This window comes from Ruegeria sp. BC2, from assembly GCF_056539245.1.
Window position 1 is genome coordinate 1,412,424 of record NZ_JBQFUQ010000001.1, and the last position, 14,493, is coordinate 1,426,916.

The following is a 14,493-nucleotide window of genomic DNA, read 5'->3' on the forward strand; positions in this document are numbered from 1 at the left end:
GGCAGTACCCCAGATGGCAGGCCGTTCAGTCGTTGTAGGTGTCGGGCATTACCTGCCCAAGCGGGTGGTTCCGAACTCCGAATTCGAAAAGACGCTTGATACGACCGATGAATGGATTCGCACCCGTTCCGGTATCGAACGTCGGCACTTTGCGGCCGAAGATGAAACCACGTCCGATCTGGCAACCTATGCGGCCAAAGCCGCTTTGCAGGACGCCGGCCTTACAGCTGATGACATTGACGCAATCGTACTGGCGACCTCGACCGCGGATCTGACGTTCCCGTCGGCCGCAACCATGGTTCAAGCCAATCTGGGCATGACCCGGGGGTTTGCCTTTGATGTTCAGGCCGTCTGCGCCGGTTTCGTGTTTGCGCTGAGCAACGCCAACGCCCTGATCCTTTCGGGTCAGGCCAAGCGGGTGCTGGTGATCGGCGCCGAAACTTTTTCGCGGATCATGGACTGGACCGACAGATCGACTTGCGTGTTGTTCGGGGATGGGGCTGGTGCTCTCGTGCTCGAGGCGCAGGACGGTGCCGGAACAAGCGATGATCGAGGTATCCTGTCCACGGATCTGCATTCGGATGGACGTTACAAGGACCTTCTGTACGTGGACGGCGGGGTGTCGACGCAATCGACGGGCCATCTTCGGATGCAGGGCAACCAGGTGTTCCGCCATGCGGTCGAAAAGCTCACCGCCACGGCCGAAACCGCCCTGGAACGCGCCGGACTGAACAGCCAGGACGTCGACTGGATCGTGCCGCATCAGGCCAATATCCGCATCATTCAGGGCACCGCAAAGAAGATGGGCCTGCCCATGGATCACGTTGTGGTGACCGTTCAGGACCACGGCAACACATCGGCCGCCTCGATTCCCCTGGCCTTGTCGGTCGGCAAGGAACGGGGCCAGATCAAGCAAGGTGATTTGATCGTGACCGAGGCGATTGGCGGCGGTTTGGCGTGGGGCTCGGTGGTCCTGCGGTGGTAACCGGCGCATTCCGGCTTACGCAGCCGCCCGCAATTCATTGATATTGACAGCGAATTTGCGCTACCCCTATGCTCGAAAATCAATAGGGGAAATGTCATGGGCGATAATACACTGACGCGAATGGATCTGAGCGAAGCCGTGTTTCGCGAAGTTGGGCTGTCACGCAACGAAAGTGCACAGCTTGTCGAGAGCATTCTGAACCACATGTCGGACGCGCTGGTGCGTGGCGAACAGGTCAAGATTTCGTCCTTCGGCACTTTCAGCGTTCGAGACAAATCAGCCCGTATTGGACGCAACCCGAAAACCGGTGAAGAGGTTCCGATCCAGCCGCGCCGCGTGCTGACTTTCCGCCCGTCGCATCTGATGAAGGATCGCGTCGCCGCCGGGAATCGCAAGTAAACCCGGGGCCAGGAGGATATGAGCAAGTCACCCGACGCGTTTCGCACCATCAGTGAAGTTGCGGATTGGCTCGGTGTTCAGGCCCATGTCCTGCGATTCTGGGAAAGCCGGTTTGCACAGGTCAAACCCGTTAAGCGGGCTGGCGGTCGCCGTTACTACCGCCCCAACGACATGCGCCTGCTGGGCGGCATCAAGAAGCTGCTGCACGAGGACGGCATCACGATAAAAGGCGTTCAACGCATCCTGAGGGAACAGGGCGTGGCCCATGTGGCGGCGCTGTCACCCGACATCGATGTCAGCGCGGAATCACCACAGACGCCACAGGACGTGGTGGTGTCCTTTCCGCCCAAATCGACCGGTCAGCAAATCGACCTCGATCTTCAGGCCGACACTGATGGTCCCGAATCGCCAGAGCCTCAGGTAACACCCAGTTCGCCAGACCCCGAGCCGACGCCCGCGCCCGCTGCGGTCAACGGGGACGACGGCATCAGCCCTGCCCCGCTGTTCGGCGGCATCGCCTCCAAAGCTTGGCAGACTACGGATTTTGACGCTGAGGCGCTGCGCCAGATCGCCCCGATCGCGAGGGACCTCAGGGCATGGCTCAGCCGGGTCGACGGTCAAAAGGCGGGATAAGAAGAAAGGCAATGTTTTCCTCTTGCCCCTGCCGGGAAAATCATTATGAACAGCCCAACGTCGGGCTATGGCGCAGCCTGGTAGCGCGTCCGTCTGGGGGACGGAAGGTCGCAGGTTCGAGTCCTGCTAGCCCGACCAAATCACACCGACGTTTATGGCAGACAGGCCAGATCCCGCTCTGGCACCAGGGGGGATCGGAATGACAGGTGTATGCCCGAACCAGCAAATCGAGGCGATGATCGCGCGCGGTGAGATCTCCGCCGAGCCGGCCATTCTGCCCGCTCAGATCCAGCCCGCCAGCCTTGATCTTCGTTTGGGAACAGTTGCTTACCGCGTCCGTGCGTCATTTCTGGCGGGCGAAAGCCGTTCGGTGTCCGAACGGCTGGCCGAGTTCGAAATGCACCGGATCGACATCACCGACGGCGCCGTTCTCGAAAAAGGTTGCGTCTACCTTGTGCCCCTGATGGAAGCGTTGTCCCTGCCCGGTGACGTGACCGCTGTCGCCAACGCCAAAAGCTCGACCGGGCGTCTGGACCTTCTGACCCGTACCATCACCGACGGCGGAACCGAGTTTGACCGGGTGCCCGCAGGCTATTCGGGGCCCCTCTACGCCGAAATCTGCCCGCGGTCCTTTTCTGTTCTGGTGCGTCCGGGCATGCGGCTGAACCAGATCCGTTTCCGGCAAGGCCAGGCGATTTTGTCCGATGCAGACCTGACCGCTCTGCATGCGGAATCACCATTGGTCGATGGTCCGGCCGTCATTCAGGACGGTCTGGGGTTTTCGGTCGACCTGCGCCTGCCCAACACTGACCTTGTTGGCTATCGCGCGAAACCGCATACCGGCGTGATCGACCTTGACCGGATCGGCGAATACGACCCACAGGAATACTGGGAAGAGGTGCGTACCAAGGACGGGCGGATCATTCTGGATCCGGGCGCATTCTATATCCTGGTCAGCCGAGAGGCGGTTCACATCCCACCGATGTACGCGGCCGAAATGGCGCCCTATCTGGCGATGGTGGGCGAATTCCGGGTGCACTACGCGGGCTTTTTCGATCCGGGCTTCGGTCATGCCGAAGCCGGAGGCGCCGGGTCACGTGGAGTTCTGGAAGTTCGCTGTCACGAAGCGCCCTTCGTACTGGAGCATGGACAGGTCGTCGGGCGGCTGGTCTATGAGCGTATGGCCGAGATGCCGACACAGCTGTACGGCGCAGGAATTGCTTCGAACTATCAGGGCCAAGGCCTGAAATTGTCGAAGCATTTCAAGTCCGTACAGTAAACCTCAGAACCGCATGAACCGCCGCATCTGGCGGGTCAGCTGCTTGGCCTGTTTCATGCTCGGGCTCTGTCCGCCTGCACTTTGCGCCATGCGCCGGTCGGTCTGAGGATCGCGCGGCTGGCTTTGTTGGCCCGACTTGCGGGTCGCACGATCGGCAAGGTCAAAACCTTTGTCGACACCGCGCGTGACCAGCCTGCGCATGACTTGCCGAACGATCATGTCGATGATGCGGTTTGCGTTCATTTCGGTCTCCGTTCCTCTGCGCCGAACCTAACGGCGATATGCGCCGACAAATGGGCGACGCAATCAATCTTCCTCGAACAGTTCGGACTGATCTTCGTCACCCGTTTCATCTTCGTTGGCCTCGCCGATCGGCATCGCCCCCGGCGGCGGCCGGTTTTCCAGCAAGCCAGCAGCGCGCAGTTCCTTAAGGCCCGGCAAGTCACGCGCGCTTTCCAGACCGAAATGGTCCAGGAATTGAGGCGTTACGACAAAGGTCACCGGACGGCCCGGCGTCATGCGGCGACGGCCCAGCCGGATCCACTCCATCTCCAGCAGCTGGTCGATGGTGCCCCGCGACACGGACACGCCGCGGATTTCTTCGATCTCGGCGCGGGTGCAGGGCTGATGATAGGCCACGATCGCCAGGGTCTCGATGGCGGCGCGGCTCAGCTTGCGGGTCTCGACCGTTTCCTTCTGCATCAGGAAGCCCAGATCGGGGGCCGTGCGGATGGCCCACGCCTCACCCACTTTGACCACGCGGACCCCGCGCCCTTCATAACGTTTCTGCAGCAGTTCCAGCGCTTGCGCGGCGTCGCAGCCATGCGGCATCCGCGCCTCAAGATCGGCCACTGTCACCGGCTCAGCGCTGGCGAACAGTACCGCCTCGACCATACGCTCCTGCTCAGCCAGCGGAGGCGCTTCGAACAGGGTGCCGGTGCCGTCGTCTTCGGGGGCGTCAGTCACGTTTGTCAGTCCTTCTGCGCAGTTGGATCGGAGCAAAAGTCTCGCTTTGCTTGATCTCCATATGTCCTTCCTTGACCAGCTCCAGCGAGGCCGCAAACGTCGCCGCCGTGGCCGAGCGCCGCCGCACCGGGTCAACGTCCCATCCGTCGGGCAGGTAGGTTTCCATGTCGGTCCAGGTTCCGGCAAATCCGATCAGCGGGCGCATCCGTTCCAGCGCCTGTTCCATCGTGAAAACGGCGTCGCGGTCCATCACGAAGGGCCGGAACTCGTCTCGGGTGCGGATGCGGGCATAGCCCTGCATCAGGTCCAGCAAGGTGGCGGAATAGGTGACCGTGCGGATGCGGGTGACATCCTCGCCCTGCCCGCGCCTGAAGAAATCGCGCCCCAACTGGTCGCGCGCCATCAGGCGCGCCGCCGCGTCGCGCATCGCCTGCAGGCGTTCCAGCTGAAAGGCCAGGTGAGCGGCCAGTTCCTCGCCCGTCGGCCCCTCTTCATCGGGGTCGGGCGGCAGCAGCAGCCGGGATTTCAGAAAGGCCAGCCACGCGGCCATCACCAGGTAATCGGCGGCCAGTTCGATCCGGAGGGCGCGGGCCCGTTCGACAAAGGCCAGATATTGTTGCGCCAGCGCCAGAACTGAGATCTTGCGCAGATCGACCTTTTGCGTCCGTGACAGGGTCAGCAACACGTCCAACGGGCCTTCAAACCCGTCGACGTCCACGATCAGCGCCTCGGCGGCCAACCGATCGGCGACCGAAACCGGGTCTTCGCTGAAAAGGTTATCCGTCATATACCTGCCCGCCCATCAGACGGGATAGTTCCGTCTCGGCGGCACGGATGTCAAGTTCCTCGGGCGATTGCCGCTGTGCCAGCGCCTTGTCTGCGCGGGCTTGTGCCGCCTCGGACATCTCGCCCGCAGCTTCCATGACCGCCGCCCTGTCGGCAAGCGAGCCGTTGCAGTGCAGCACAACATCGCATCCTGCGGCCAGCGCATGACGTGACAGGTCGGCCAAAGACCCGCTGAGCGCCTTCATCGAGATGTCGTCGGTCATGATCAGGCCGTCAAAACCGATCTGATCCCGGATCACAGCCATCATCTGCGGAGAGATCGTTGCCGGTCGTTCATCGAACTGCTCAAAGACCAAATGGGCTGTCATGCCCATCGGCAGGTCGTTCAAGGCGCGAAACGGGGCAAAATCGGTCTGCAACAGATCGTCCAACGGCGCATTGACATGCGGCAGATCGAAATGGCTGTCCAAGGTCGCCCGCCCGTGGCCGGGAATATGCTTGACGATGGGCAAGACGCCACCGTCCAAATGACCCTGCGCAACGGCCCGGCCGATTTTCGCGACCGTAGCAGCATCGCCACCGTAGCACCGGTTGCGCAAAAATGCATGGGTGTCTGGACGCGCCAGATCCACCATCGGTGCGCAGTTGCTGTCGATCCCCATGGAATACAGTTCATGCGCGATCAGACGGTACCGCAGGTACATGGCCCGCTCGGCGTGGTCGCCGGCACGTTCCGCATGATCCAATGGGGGCATCCATTGCCGCGCAAGTGGCGCGCGCAAACGTTGGACGCGTCCGCCCTCTTGATCGATGGTGATCGGACAGTTTCGGCCGACAGCCTCGCGAAAGTCGTCACACAAGGCACGGACCTGATCCGCGGTTTCGATATTGCGGGCAAACAGAATGAACCCGAACGGGTTCATTTGGCGAAACAACGCCTTTTCTTCGGGTGTCAATCGCAGCCCGGCCGCATCCGTGATCGTGGCGCCAAACCTCACCGCACGGCAACCGGGATACAGTCAGCGTCCTGTGCGACCAGGGCGGCGCAGAACTGGCGCGAGTCGCTCAGGTCATCGAACCCCAGGACCCGCAGACGGTAAAACGTGCGTCCACCACTTGAGGTTTTCTGGATAACCCTCTGCTTTCCATCCATATACTCGCCAAATCGACGATACAGCCTGTCCCATTCGGCCTGCGCAACCTCAGGGCTTTCAAACGCACCCAGCTGCGCCAGCCGGGTACCCTTGGTCAATGTGTTCGGGTCGACATCCAACCCTACTGCGGCCTTGACCGCGGCGTTGATCGCGTCTTCGTTGACCGCAGGGCGCACAGCCGAAGCCGCGCGCGCCGGGCGGCGGAGCGGACGCAGGGACCGGCGCACGCCCGGCAGGGCCGCGATTTCGGGATCCGGCAGCTGAGCGGCGAGATCGGCCGGATCAATGGCTGGCTCGTCATCGTCCAAGTTCAGGGATGCAAGCTGCACCCCCGCTTCGGTCTGCGGTGCCTCAACTGCAGGCCCGCCGGACAGTTCGGCAACCAAGGCGTCAACTGCGCCTTGACGCAGTTCGGCCGCTTCCTGGTTCGAGATTTCTTGTTCGACAACATGCACGGCGGGGGTCGGCTTCAGCTCGCCCATCGCCACGTCTTCATCCGTCAGGGAAACAGGCCGCGGCGCAAGGATCAACCGGTCGGCCGGAGGCGCGGCGGTTCCAACCGCAGCAACTGCATTGACCGCAAGACCCTGGTGATCGGCGGGTGTACCCCCGGGAGTTTCCGGCTGCACCCGCATCGGCCCCTCGGCCGCGCGTACGACCGGTACGCCGCTCACATCGCGCATGACCAGCTTGTACCCCCAGATCGCGACGCCAGCGACAAGCGCCAGAGACGCGACAGCACCCAGCAGGTTGACGACCCGCCCGAGGCCCGCGCCCGCCGGCACACCCTCAGCCTGGTCCATCATGTCGTCGGGATATTCATACCCATCTTCGGGGTGGAACTGATTCGAGTAATGCGCGTGCTCGGGGCTGGTCTGCCCCGAGAAATCGTAACTGGTCATATCCGCCTCACTGCCCGTTTCGCGCCTGAAATTGGGGCGCGCGGGTCATTTCTTGCCTACCTCGGGCCGGCGGTTCGGGCAGTGTTGGTTACCGCATCTCCTGCGCCGGCGTGACACCAAGAATACCCAAGCCTGCTGAAATCACAACAGAAACGGCCCGGGCCAGCGCGATTTTTGCCTGGCTTGTTGCCGCGTCACCATCTTGCAGGAAGCGCAGCGACATTTCTTCGTTGCCCTTGTTCCACAACGCATGAAAATCCCCTGCAAGTTCATACAGATAGAAGGCAACGCGATGCGGTTCGTTGGTACGCGCAGCGATCTCGACCAGCCGTGGCCATTCGGCCAGCTTTTTGGCAACAACCAACTCGGCCGCGTGGTCGATCTTGCTCAGATCGGCAGCTTTGAGGGTTGCATCGTCCGCGGCAATGCCCGCTTCGGCGGCCCGGCGCAGCACGCTCATGACCCGGGCATGGGCGTATTGCACGTAGAACACGGGGTTCTCGCGGCTCTGCTCAAGCACCTTGTCGAAATCGAAGTCCAGCGGCGCATCGTTCTTGCGGGTCAGCATCACGAACCGGGTTACGTCCGGGCCAACCTGGTCGACCACATCACGCAGCGTGACGAAATTGCCGGCCCGCTTGGACATCTTGAACGGCTCACCGTTTTTCCACAGTTTCACCAACTGGGTCAGCTTGATGTCCAGCGGCACCTTGCCGTCTGACAGGGCCGAAACGGCGGCCTTCATCCGCTTGACGTAACCACCGTGATCTGCGCCGAACACGTCGATCAGCGCGTCGAATCCGCGGCTCACCTTGTCGTAGTGATAAGCGATGTCCGGGGCAAAATAAGTCCAGCTGCCGTCGGATTTCTTGACAGGGCGATCCACATCGTCGCCATGCGCGGTGGACTTGAACAGGGTCTGCTCGCGCGGCTCCCAGTCTTCGGGGGTTTTGCCCTTGGGCGGCTCAAGAACGCCTTCATAGATAAGACCCTTGTCGCTGAGCGACTTCAGTGCGGCCTCAATCTTGCCGGTTCCGTACAGCGACTTCTCCGAGAAGAACACGTCCATCTCGACGCCCAGCGCCTTCAGATCGGCGCGGATCAGATCCATCATCGCATCGGTTGCGAAAACGCGGACCTCGGCCAGCCATTCGCTTTCAGGCTTGTCCAGCAAGCTGTCGCCGTATTTTTCCTTCAGCGCCTCACCGATCGGGATCAGGTAGTCGCCCGGGTAAAGGCCTTCGGCGATCTCCGGGCTCAGGCCGTTGGCCTCGCGGTACCGCTCGAACGCGGACCGGGCCAGCACATCCACCTGCGCACCGCCATCGTTGATGTAGTATTCACGGGTCACGTCGTGGCCGGAATAGGCCAACAGGCTGGCCAGCGCGTCGCCGAACACTGCGCCACGCGTGTGGCCCACATGCAGCGGTCCCGTGGGGTTGGCCGAGACGTATTCCACGTTCACCTTCAGCCCCTGCCCCATGGTCGAGCGACCATAATCCGTGCCCTGTTCCAACACCGCACCCAGAACGCCCTGCCAGACCGACGGAGCGAGCCGCAGGTTGAGAAAGCCCGGACCTGCAACCTCGGCACTCGTGATCCGCTCATCGGCGGCCAGTTTCGCGGCGAGCGCATCGGCAATGTCACGCGGCTTCATCTTGGCCGGCTTGGCCAACACCATCGCGGCATTGGTCGCCATGTCTCCATGGGCGGCGTCGCGCGGGGGTTCGACCGCAACGTTGTCAAAGCTCAGCCCCTCGGGCAGCGCGCCTTCGGACTGCATCTGCGTCAGCGCGTCCAGAACAAGGCCGCGGATCTCGGAGAACAGGTTCATTTCGGATGTCCTTTTGCTTGCGCAGCGGTTTACCACGCAAGGCGGCAAGGTCAATGCGGGCAAGCGGTCCAAACCAGCATTCGCAGCATGCAGCCCTAAACCTGCGGGGGCTGCGTGCCGGTCAGGCGGGCATGATCCTGCAAGGCAAACCGATCGGTCATGCCCGCAATATAGTCCGATACGATCCGCGCCAGCGCGGTCTCGCCCGGCGCCGCTTGAATATCCGAATGCCAATGCCGAGGCATCTGGCGCGGGTCGCTCAGATAGATCGGGAACAACTCCTCGACTACGCGACTGACCTTGGCGCGCACCTCCATGACGCTGGGCGCCCGGTACATGCGGGTAAAAAGAAACGCCCGGATATCGTTGAGTTGCGCCCAAAGATCATCCGAGAAGCGGATGACAGGCGCCCCGAGGTGACGAACATCCTCGACTGTTTGCGCACCCGATCTCTCCAGAACCTCGCGCGAGGTGTCGATTACATCCGAAACCATCACGCCGAACACCCGCCTCAACGCCTCGTGACGACGCCGGTAGAAATCCAACCCGGGATACTTGCGATCCACCTCTGCATAACACTCCCGGACAATCGGCAATTGGGCGATATCATCGTCGGTAAAAAGTCCGGCCCGCAGGCCGTCGAACAGGTCATGATTGTTGTAGGCGATGTCGTCGGACAGTGCCGCAACCTGCGCCTCTGCGCTGGCATGGGTGTGCAGTTCAAGGTCAAAATCGGCATTGCACTCGGCCAGCGCCCAGGGCAGCTCGCCCGCAACCGGGCCGTTGTGCTTGGCGATGCCCTCAAGGCATTCCCATGTCAGGTTGCACCCGTCGAAATCCGCATAATGCCGCTCCAGCTTGGTGACGATGCGGATCGCTTGAGCGTTGTGGTCGAAGCCCCCATAAGGCGCCATCAGCGCGTGCAGAGCATCCTCGCCGGTATGGCCAAACGGCGTATGGCCCAGATCATGCGCCAGGGCCACGGCCTCGGTCAGTTCGGGGTTCAACCCCAATGCCCCCGAGATCGTGCGCGCGACCTGCGCCACCTCGATCGAATGGGTCAGGCGCGTGCGATAGCTGTCGCCCTCATGCTCGACAAAAACCTGTGTTTTGTGCTTCAGACGTCGGAACGCGCTGGCGTGTATGATCCTGTCCCGGTCCCGTTGAAAGCACGACCGGAAACTGCTTTCTTCCTCTGGCACCAGCCGCCCGCGCGCCCGGCCCGGATCGGCAGCAAATCCTGCTCGCTCCAATGGTCTTGTCCTTGTCGCCTGTCTCCGGGGTTTCTATATTGTAGACCAACGAGGAAATAAACCTTTGGAGCATGGCATGAATCTGCCTCCGAGAGTCACAGAACGCGCCTTCGAGAGGCTTGCCGAGATCGGCGCCGCCGACAACGGCAAGGCCCTGCGCATCGCCGTTGAAGGCGGAGGGTGTTCAGGCTTTCAGTACGAAATCGCATTGGACGAGCCCAAGGACGATGATCTGGTGCTGGAAGGCAAAGGCCAGAAAGTTGTCGTCGACGAAATTTCTTTGCCGTTCCTGGAAAATGCGACGATTGATTTCACGCAGGAACTGATCGGCGCCCGGTTCGTGATCGACAACCCCAACGCAACCTCTTCCTGTGGGTGCGGCACGTCTTTTTCGATGTGATCAATCGTGGGGGCGTTGCGCCCCCGTCCTCTGAATATCTCTTTGATCTGCAGGAGCGCCCGCCGTCCCGCGATCAGGCCTTAGGGCGCGGTTTACCGTGTTGGGCCCCGTGCCAACTGGGCCAGTTCGTCATCGCGTCATCCGTCCCCAAACGCCCCCGGTGCCCGCGGCAGACCTGACTGACACCTTGTGATGGCCTCCGTTCTAGGCGATAGGTTTCGGCAGAGCTTCGGAGGGACCGGGATGAAATTCGCAACATTCAACATCAACGGCATCAAGGCGCGGGCCGAGGCTCTGCCCCGCTGGTTGGACGAAGCCCAGCCCGATGTGGTCCTGCTGCAGGAAATCAAATCCGTCGACGAAAACTTTCCGCGCGAGATCTTTGAGGAACGCGGGTACAACGTCGAAACCCATGGCCAGAAAAGCTTCAACGGCGTGGCGATACTTTCGAAGTATCCGCTCGAAGACGTCTCGCGCGGGCTGCCCGGGGATGAAGAGGACGAGCAGGCGCGATGGATCGAGGCAACCGTCATCGGCAAGCGGGCACTGCGGATTTGCGGGCTTTATCTTCCCAACGGGAACCCTGCTCCGGGGCCGAAATTCGACTACAAGCTTGCGTGGATGGAGCGGCTGTATGAGCGCGCCCGCGATCTTCTGGCCACGGAAGAGCCGGCCCTCATGGCCGGGGACTACAACATCATTCCGCAAGCCGAGGACGCGAAACGCCCGGAGGCCTGGCGCGAAGACGCCCTGTTTCGGCCGGAAAGCCGCGCGGCGTTTCGCAAGGTGCTGAACCTTGGCTTCACCGAAGCGTTCCGCGCGCGGACACAAGGCCCGGGCCACTATTCGTTCTGGGATTATCAGGCCGGCGCGTGGAACCGGAATGACGGCATTCGCATTGACCATTTCCTTCTGACACCACAAGCGGCGGACCTGATGCGCGATTGCCAGATCGACGCCGCAGTGCGCGGACATGAAAAACCGTCCGATCACGTCCCTGTCTGGGTGGACCTCGACATCTGACCCGTCAGGCCGTCGGGTCGTAGTCGTAGATCCAGTCGTATCGACGCGTCAGGCGCGGACCGATCAGGGCCAAGGCCGCCTGCGCCGCCAGACGTGCGGGACCGCGCAAATGAAAGTTCCGCGCGTTGGCACCGGCAGCTGTGACCACCTTGCGCGCGCGGGGTTTCCTCGTGCTTTCATAGGCTTCGAGTGCGCGGCGGACACCCGACTGTTCGTCAAAAGATCGGGCCAGGATCCAAGCATCCTCAAGCGCGAGGCACGCCCCTTGAGCCATAAACGGCAATGTGGGATGCGCGGCGTCCCCCAGAAGGGCAACGCGACCATTCTGCCATTTCTGTGCCACAGGGCGCAGAAACAAAGCCCACAGGTGAACATCCTGCACCCGCGCAAGCGCAGCACCCGCAGGACCGCCGAAATCGGCAAAACGCGCCCGCAGGTCCTCAGGGTCACCGCGCAGGCGCCAGCCTTCTTCCCGCCAGTCGGACCGCTCTTCTACCGCCACGATGTTCAACATGGACTGCTTTCGCAGCGGATAGGTCACGACATGACGCCCGGGGCCCATCGTCAGCGATGCCATGGGCTCGGCTTCGTGGTCGGTCCAGGGCACCGTTGCCCGCCAAGCCACCTGATGCGTGAACGCGGGCGCTTCGGTTCCGTTCAGGATGGGCCGGATACCGCTGCGCCCGCCATCCGCTGCAACGGCGAATTCCGCGCGCAGCCGGGTGCCATCCTGCAGCGCAACCTCGGCTTCGGCTGGATGCTTCCGAACATTGGTGACGCGGGCATTCAGCCTGATCGACACCCCGGCCCGCTCGGCCGCCTTTTGCAACACGCCCAGAAGGTCAGCGCGATGGAAATACCACGTGGGTCCGGCCGAGGGTGCCGGAAGACGGCTGACGACGCGGCCCCGCCGATAATCGCGCAGAACAGTGCCGTGAGAGAGTTGTGCGACCCGACCGGGATCATCCACGACACCCAGCGCACGCAGGACCGCCATGCCGTTGGCGCTGATTTGCAGGCCGGCCCCGACCTCGGTCAAGGCCTCGGCCTGCTCGAGAACGGTCACCCGTGCACCGCGTTGCTGCAAGGCCAGCGCAGCGGCGATTCCGCCGATCCCGCCGCCGATGACACAGATTTGCAAACCTTCGATCTTCATGACACGGGCCTAACGCAAAAAGGCCGGAGCCACAGGCCCCGGCGCTTGTCTTTTTTGAAAGAACCCAGCGATCAATCGTCGCGGTGAACTTTTTCGCGACGCTCGTGACGCTCTTGCGCTTCCAGCGTCATGGTCGCGATCGGACGCGCATCCAGACGCTTGAGCGAGATCGGGTCGCCGGTTTTTTCGCAGTAACCGTATTCGCCCTCGTCGATCCGGCGCAGAGCGGCGTCGATCTTGGCAACCAGTTTGCGCTGGCGGTCCCGGGTGCGCAGCTCCAGCGCACGATCGGTTTCCTCGCTGGCGCGGTCTGCAACGTCGGGAATATTACGGGTGCTGTCCTGCAGCCCCTCGATCGTATCCCGGCTGCCTGCCAAAAGTTCGTGTTTCCAGTTCAGCAGCTTGCGGCGGAAATACTCAAGCTGGCGTTCATTCATGAAAGGTTCATCTTCGGCCGGACGATAGTCCTCCGGCAGAAAAACTTCCTGCTTCATATTGGCTCCCTCGGTATGGCCAGAAACGTCTTTTGCGGTCGTGTCGCCTGACATTTGGCACCCCCTTCTGCGCAGCGTTTAACTGACGGGACGGGGAATGTCACTATCCAAACGCAACCCCGACGCGCCGTTATGAGAACCGGTATAAATATGAGACTTTGGACACCAAATCGTTGCCATTCTGTGAAAGCGAAACGACCATTTTGCGGCAGAACACCCTTGAGCGGATGATGGAATCGGTGCGATTCGTCCCTCGCGCCCGTCGTTGGCAGCCCGCGACGCTGCGGCCCGGCTTGTCATTCGGCCCCGCCCTAGGTAACCCGGTTCCCGTCTCCTGTTGCTGCGACCATCATACGAGGGCCCCATGACCGCACGTTTCAAAGGCACAGCCGAATACGTTGCCACCGACGACCTGACCATTGCCGTAAACGCAGCCGTCACGCTGGAACGACCGCTGCTGGTCAAGGGTGAGCCCGGAACGGGCAAAACCGAACTGGCCAAACAGGTCGCCGGCGCGCTGGGTCTCAGGATGATCGAGTGGAACGTCAAGTCGACCACCCGCGCGCAGCAGGGTCTTTACGAATATGACGCCGTCAGCCGTCTGCGCGACAGCCAGCTGGGCGACGAACGTGTGCACGACGTTTCGAACTATATCCGCAAAGGCAAGCTGTGGCAGGCCTTCGACGCCGATGAAAAGGTCGTGCTGCTGATCGACGAGATCGACAAAGCCGATATCGAGTTCCCCAACGACCTGCTGCAGGAGCTCGACAAGATGGAGTTCCACGTCTACGAGACCGGCGAAACGATCCGGGCCAAACACCGCCCCATCGTGATCATCACCTCGAACAATGAAAAGGAACTGCCCGACGCCTTCCTGCGCCGCTGTTTCTTCCACTATATCCGCTTCCCCGACGAAGCCACGATGCGCCGCATCGTCGAAGTGCATCACCCCGGCATCAAAGAGGCACTGCTGACCACCGCCCTGACCCAGTTCTACGAAATCCGCGAAACGCAGGGGCTGAAGAAAAAACCCTCGACCTCCGAGGTGCTGGACTGGCTCAAGCTGCTCCTGGCTGAGGATCTGGATGCCGAGGACCTGAAACGCGACGGGGTAAATGCCCTGCCCAAGCTGCACGGAGCACTGCTGAAGAACGAGCAGGACGTGCATCTGTTCGAACGGCTGGCCTTCATGGCGCGCGCCAAGCGCTGAAGCCCGCCCATTCATGAAT

16 protein-coding genes and 1 tRNA gene are annotated in these 14,493 nt (G+C 61.9%); 8 read left to right on the forward strand and 9 right to left on the reverse strand.

Annotated elements, in window-relative coordinates; translation table 11 throughout:
- Positions 1-13: 13 nt before the first annotated feature.
- From ACR0CU_RS06950 to ACR0CU_RS06970, 5 genes are all read left to right on the forward strand, one after another.
- Positions 14-985: a beta-ketoacyl-ACP synthase III gene (locus ACR0CU_RS06950; protein ID WP_093962315.1), complete on the forward strand. Its 972-nt coding sequence runs from the start codon at positions 14-16 to the stop codon at positions 983-985.
- 96 nt (positions 986-1,081) lie between these two features.
- Complete coding sequence (gene ihfA, locus ACR0CU_RS06955; protein WP_093962316.1) at positions 1,082-1,384, forward strand: integration host factor subunit alpha; 303 nt, start codon at positions 1,082-1,084, stop codon at positions 1,382-1,384.
- A gap of 18 nt (positions 1,385-1,402) precedes the next feature.
- Positions 1,403-2,017: a MerR family transcriptional regulator gene (locus ACR0CU_RS06960; protein WP_170446419.1), complete on the forward strand. Its 615-nt coding sequence runs from the start codon at positions 1,403-1,405 to the stop codon at positions 2,015-2,017.
- A 61-nt stretch (positions 2,018-2,078) separates the two neighbouring features.
- A tRNA-Pro gene (locus ACR0CU_RS06965) sits at positions 2,079-2,155 on the forward strand.
- 61 nt (positions 2,156-2,216) lie between these two features.
- Positions 2,217-3,296: a 2'-deoxycytidine 5'-triphosphate deaminase gene (locus ACR0CU_RS06970; RefSeq protein WP_170446421.1), complete on the forward strand. Its 1,080-nt coding sequence runs from the start codon at positions 2,217-2,219 to the stop codon at positions 3,294-3,296.
- A 3-nt stretch (positions 3,297-3,299) separates the two neighbouring features.
- Here ACR0CU_RS06970 and ACR0CU_RS06975 read toward each other — a convergent pair whose 3' ends face one another.
- The 7 genes from ACR0CU_RS06975 to ACR0CU_RS07005 all read right to left on the reverse strand — a co-directional run bounded on the left by ACR0CU_RS06975 (position 3,300) and on the right by ACR0CU_RS07005 (position 10,191).
- Positions 3,300-3,539 (reverse strand): hypothetical protein, encoded by a 240-nt coding sequence (locus ACR0CU_RS06975; protein WP_170402583.1) that lies wholly within the window; start codon positions 3,537-3,539, stop codon positions 3,300-3,302.
- A 63-nt stretch (positions 3,540-3,602) separates the two neighbouring features.
- Positions 3,603-4,262 carry an SMC-Scp complex subunit ScpB gene (scpB, locus tag ACR0CU_RS06980; RefSeq protein ID WP_170338220.1) on the reverse strand — a complete coding sequence of 220 codons (660 nt, stop codon included), beginning with the start codon at positions 4,260-4,262 and terminating at the stop codon, positions 3,603-3,605.
- On the reverse strand, positions 4,255-5,049 hold the full coding sequence (locus ACR0CU_RS06985; RefSeq protein WP_093962321.1) for a segregation and condensation protein A: 795 nt from the start codon (positions 5,047-5,049) through the stop codon (positions 4,255-4,257). Before ACR0CU_RS06985 ends, scpB begins: the two co-directional genes overlap by 8 nt.
- On the reverse strand, positions 5,039-6,046 hold the full coding sequence (gene nagZ, locus ACR0CU_RS06990; RefSeq protein ID WP_170446423.1) for a beta-N-acetylhexosaminidase: 1,008 nt from the start codon (positions 6,044-6,046) through the stop codon (positions 5,039-5,041). Before nagZ ends, ACR0CU_RS06985 begins: the two co-directional genes overlap by 11 nt.
- Positions 6,043-7,104: an SPOR domain-containing protein gene (locus tag ACR0CU_RS06995; RefSeq protein ID WP_170446425.1), complete on the reverse strand. Its 1,062-nt coding sequence runs from the start codon at positions 7,102-7,104 to the stop codon at positions 6,043-6,045. Before ACR0CU_RS06995 ends, nagZ begins: the two co-directional genes overlap by 4 nt.
- An 88-nt stretch (positions 7,105-7,192) precedes the next feature.
- On the reverse strand, positions 7,193-8,938 hold the full coding sequence (argS, locus tag ACR0CU_RS07000) for an arginine--tRNA ligase (protein WP_170358878.1): 1,746 nt from the start codon (positions 8,936-8,938) through the stop codon (positions 7,193-7,195).
- A 95-nt stretch (positions 8,939-9,033) separates the two neighbouring features.
- Positions 9,034-10,191 carry a deoxyguanosinetriphosphate triphosphohydrolase gene (locus ACR0CU_RS07005; protein WP_170446427.1) on the reverse strand — a complete coding sequence of 386 codons (1,158 nt, stop codon included), beginning with the start codon at positions 10,189-10,191 and terminating at the stop codon, positions 9,034-9,036.
- A 76-nt stretch (positions 10,192-10,267) separates the two neighbouring features.
- Between ACR0CU_RS07005 and ACR0CU_RS07010 the strand changes: the two genes are divergently transcribed.
- Together ACR0CU_RS07010 and xth are read left to right on the forward strand one after the other, a co-directional pair.
- Positions 10,268-10,591, forward strand: a complete 324-nt coding sequence (locus ACR0CU_RS07010; protein ID WP_093962326.1) for a HesB/IscA family protein — start codon at positions 10,268-10,270, stop codon at positions 10,589-10,591.
- Between the two features lie 243 nt (positions 10,592-10,834).
- Entirely contained in the window at positions 10,835-11,614 is a 780-nt protein-coding gene (gene xth, locus ACR0CU_RS07015) for an exodeoxyribonuclease III (protein WP_170446429.1), read from the forward strand.
- A 4-nt stretch (positions 11,615-11,618) separates the two neighbouring features.
- On the opposite strand, the gene ACR0CU_RS07020 is transcribed toward xth, so the two are convergent.
- Together ACR0CU_RS07020 and dksA are read right to left on the reverse strand one after the other, a co-directional pair.
- On the reverse strand, positions 11,619-12,770 hold the full coding sequence (locus tag ACR0CU_RS07020) for an FAD-dependent monooxygenase (RefSeq protein ID WP_170446431.1): 1,152 nt from the start codon (positions 12,768-12,770) through the stop codon (positions 11,619-11,621).
- A 71-nt stretch (positions 12,771-12,841) separates the two neighbouring features.
- A complete protein-coding gene (dksA, locus tag ACR0CU_RS07025) occupies positions 12,842-13,264 on the reverse strand; it encodes an RNA polymerase-binding protein DksA (protein ID WP_170358872.1) in 423 nt (140 codons plus the stop codon).
- Between the two features lie 364 nt (positions 13,265-13,628).
- Between dksA and ACR0CU_RS07030 the strand changes: the two genes are divergently transcribed.
- Positions 13,629-14,474 carry an AAA family ATPase gene (locus ACR0CU_RS07030; RefSeq protein ID WP_093962329.1) on the forward strand — a complete coding sequence of 282 codons (846 nt, stop codon included), beginning with the start codon at positions 13,629-13,631 and terminating at the stop codon, positions 14,472-14,474.
- Positions 14,475-14,493 lie beyond the last annotated feature (19 nt).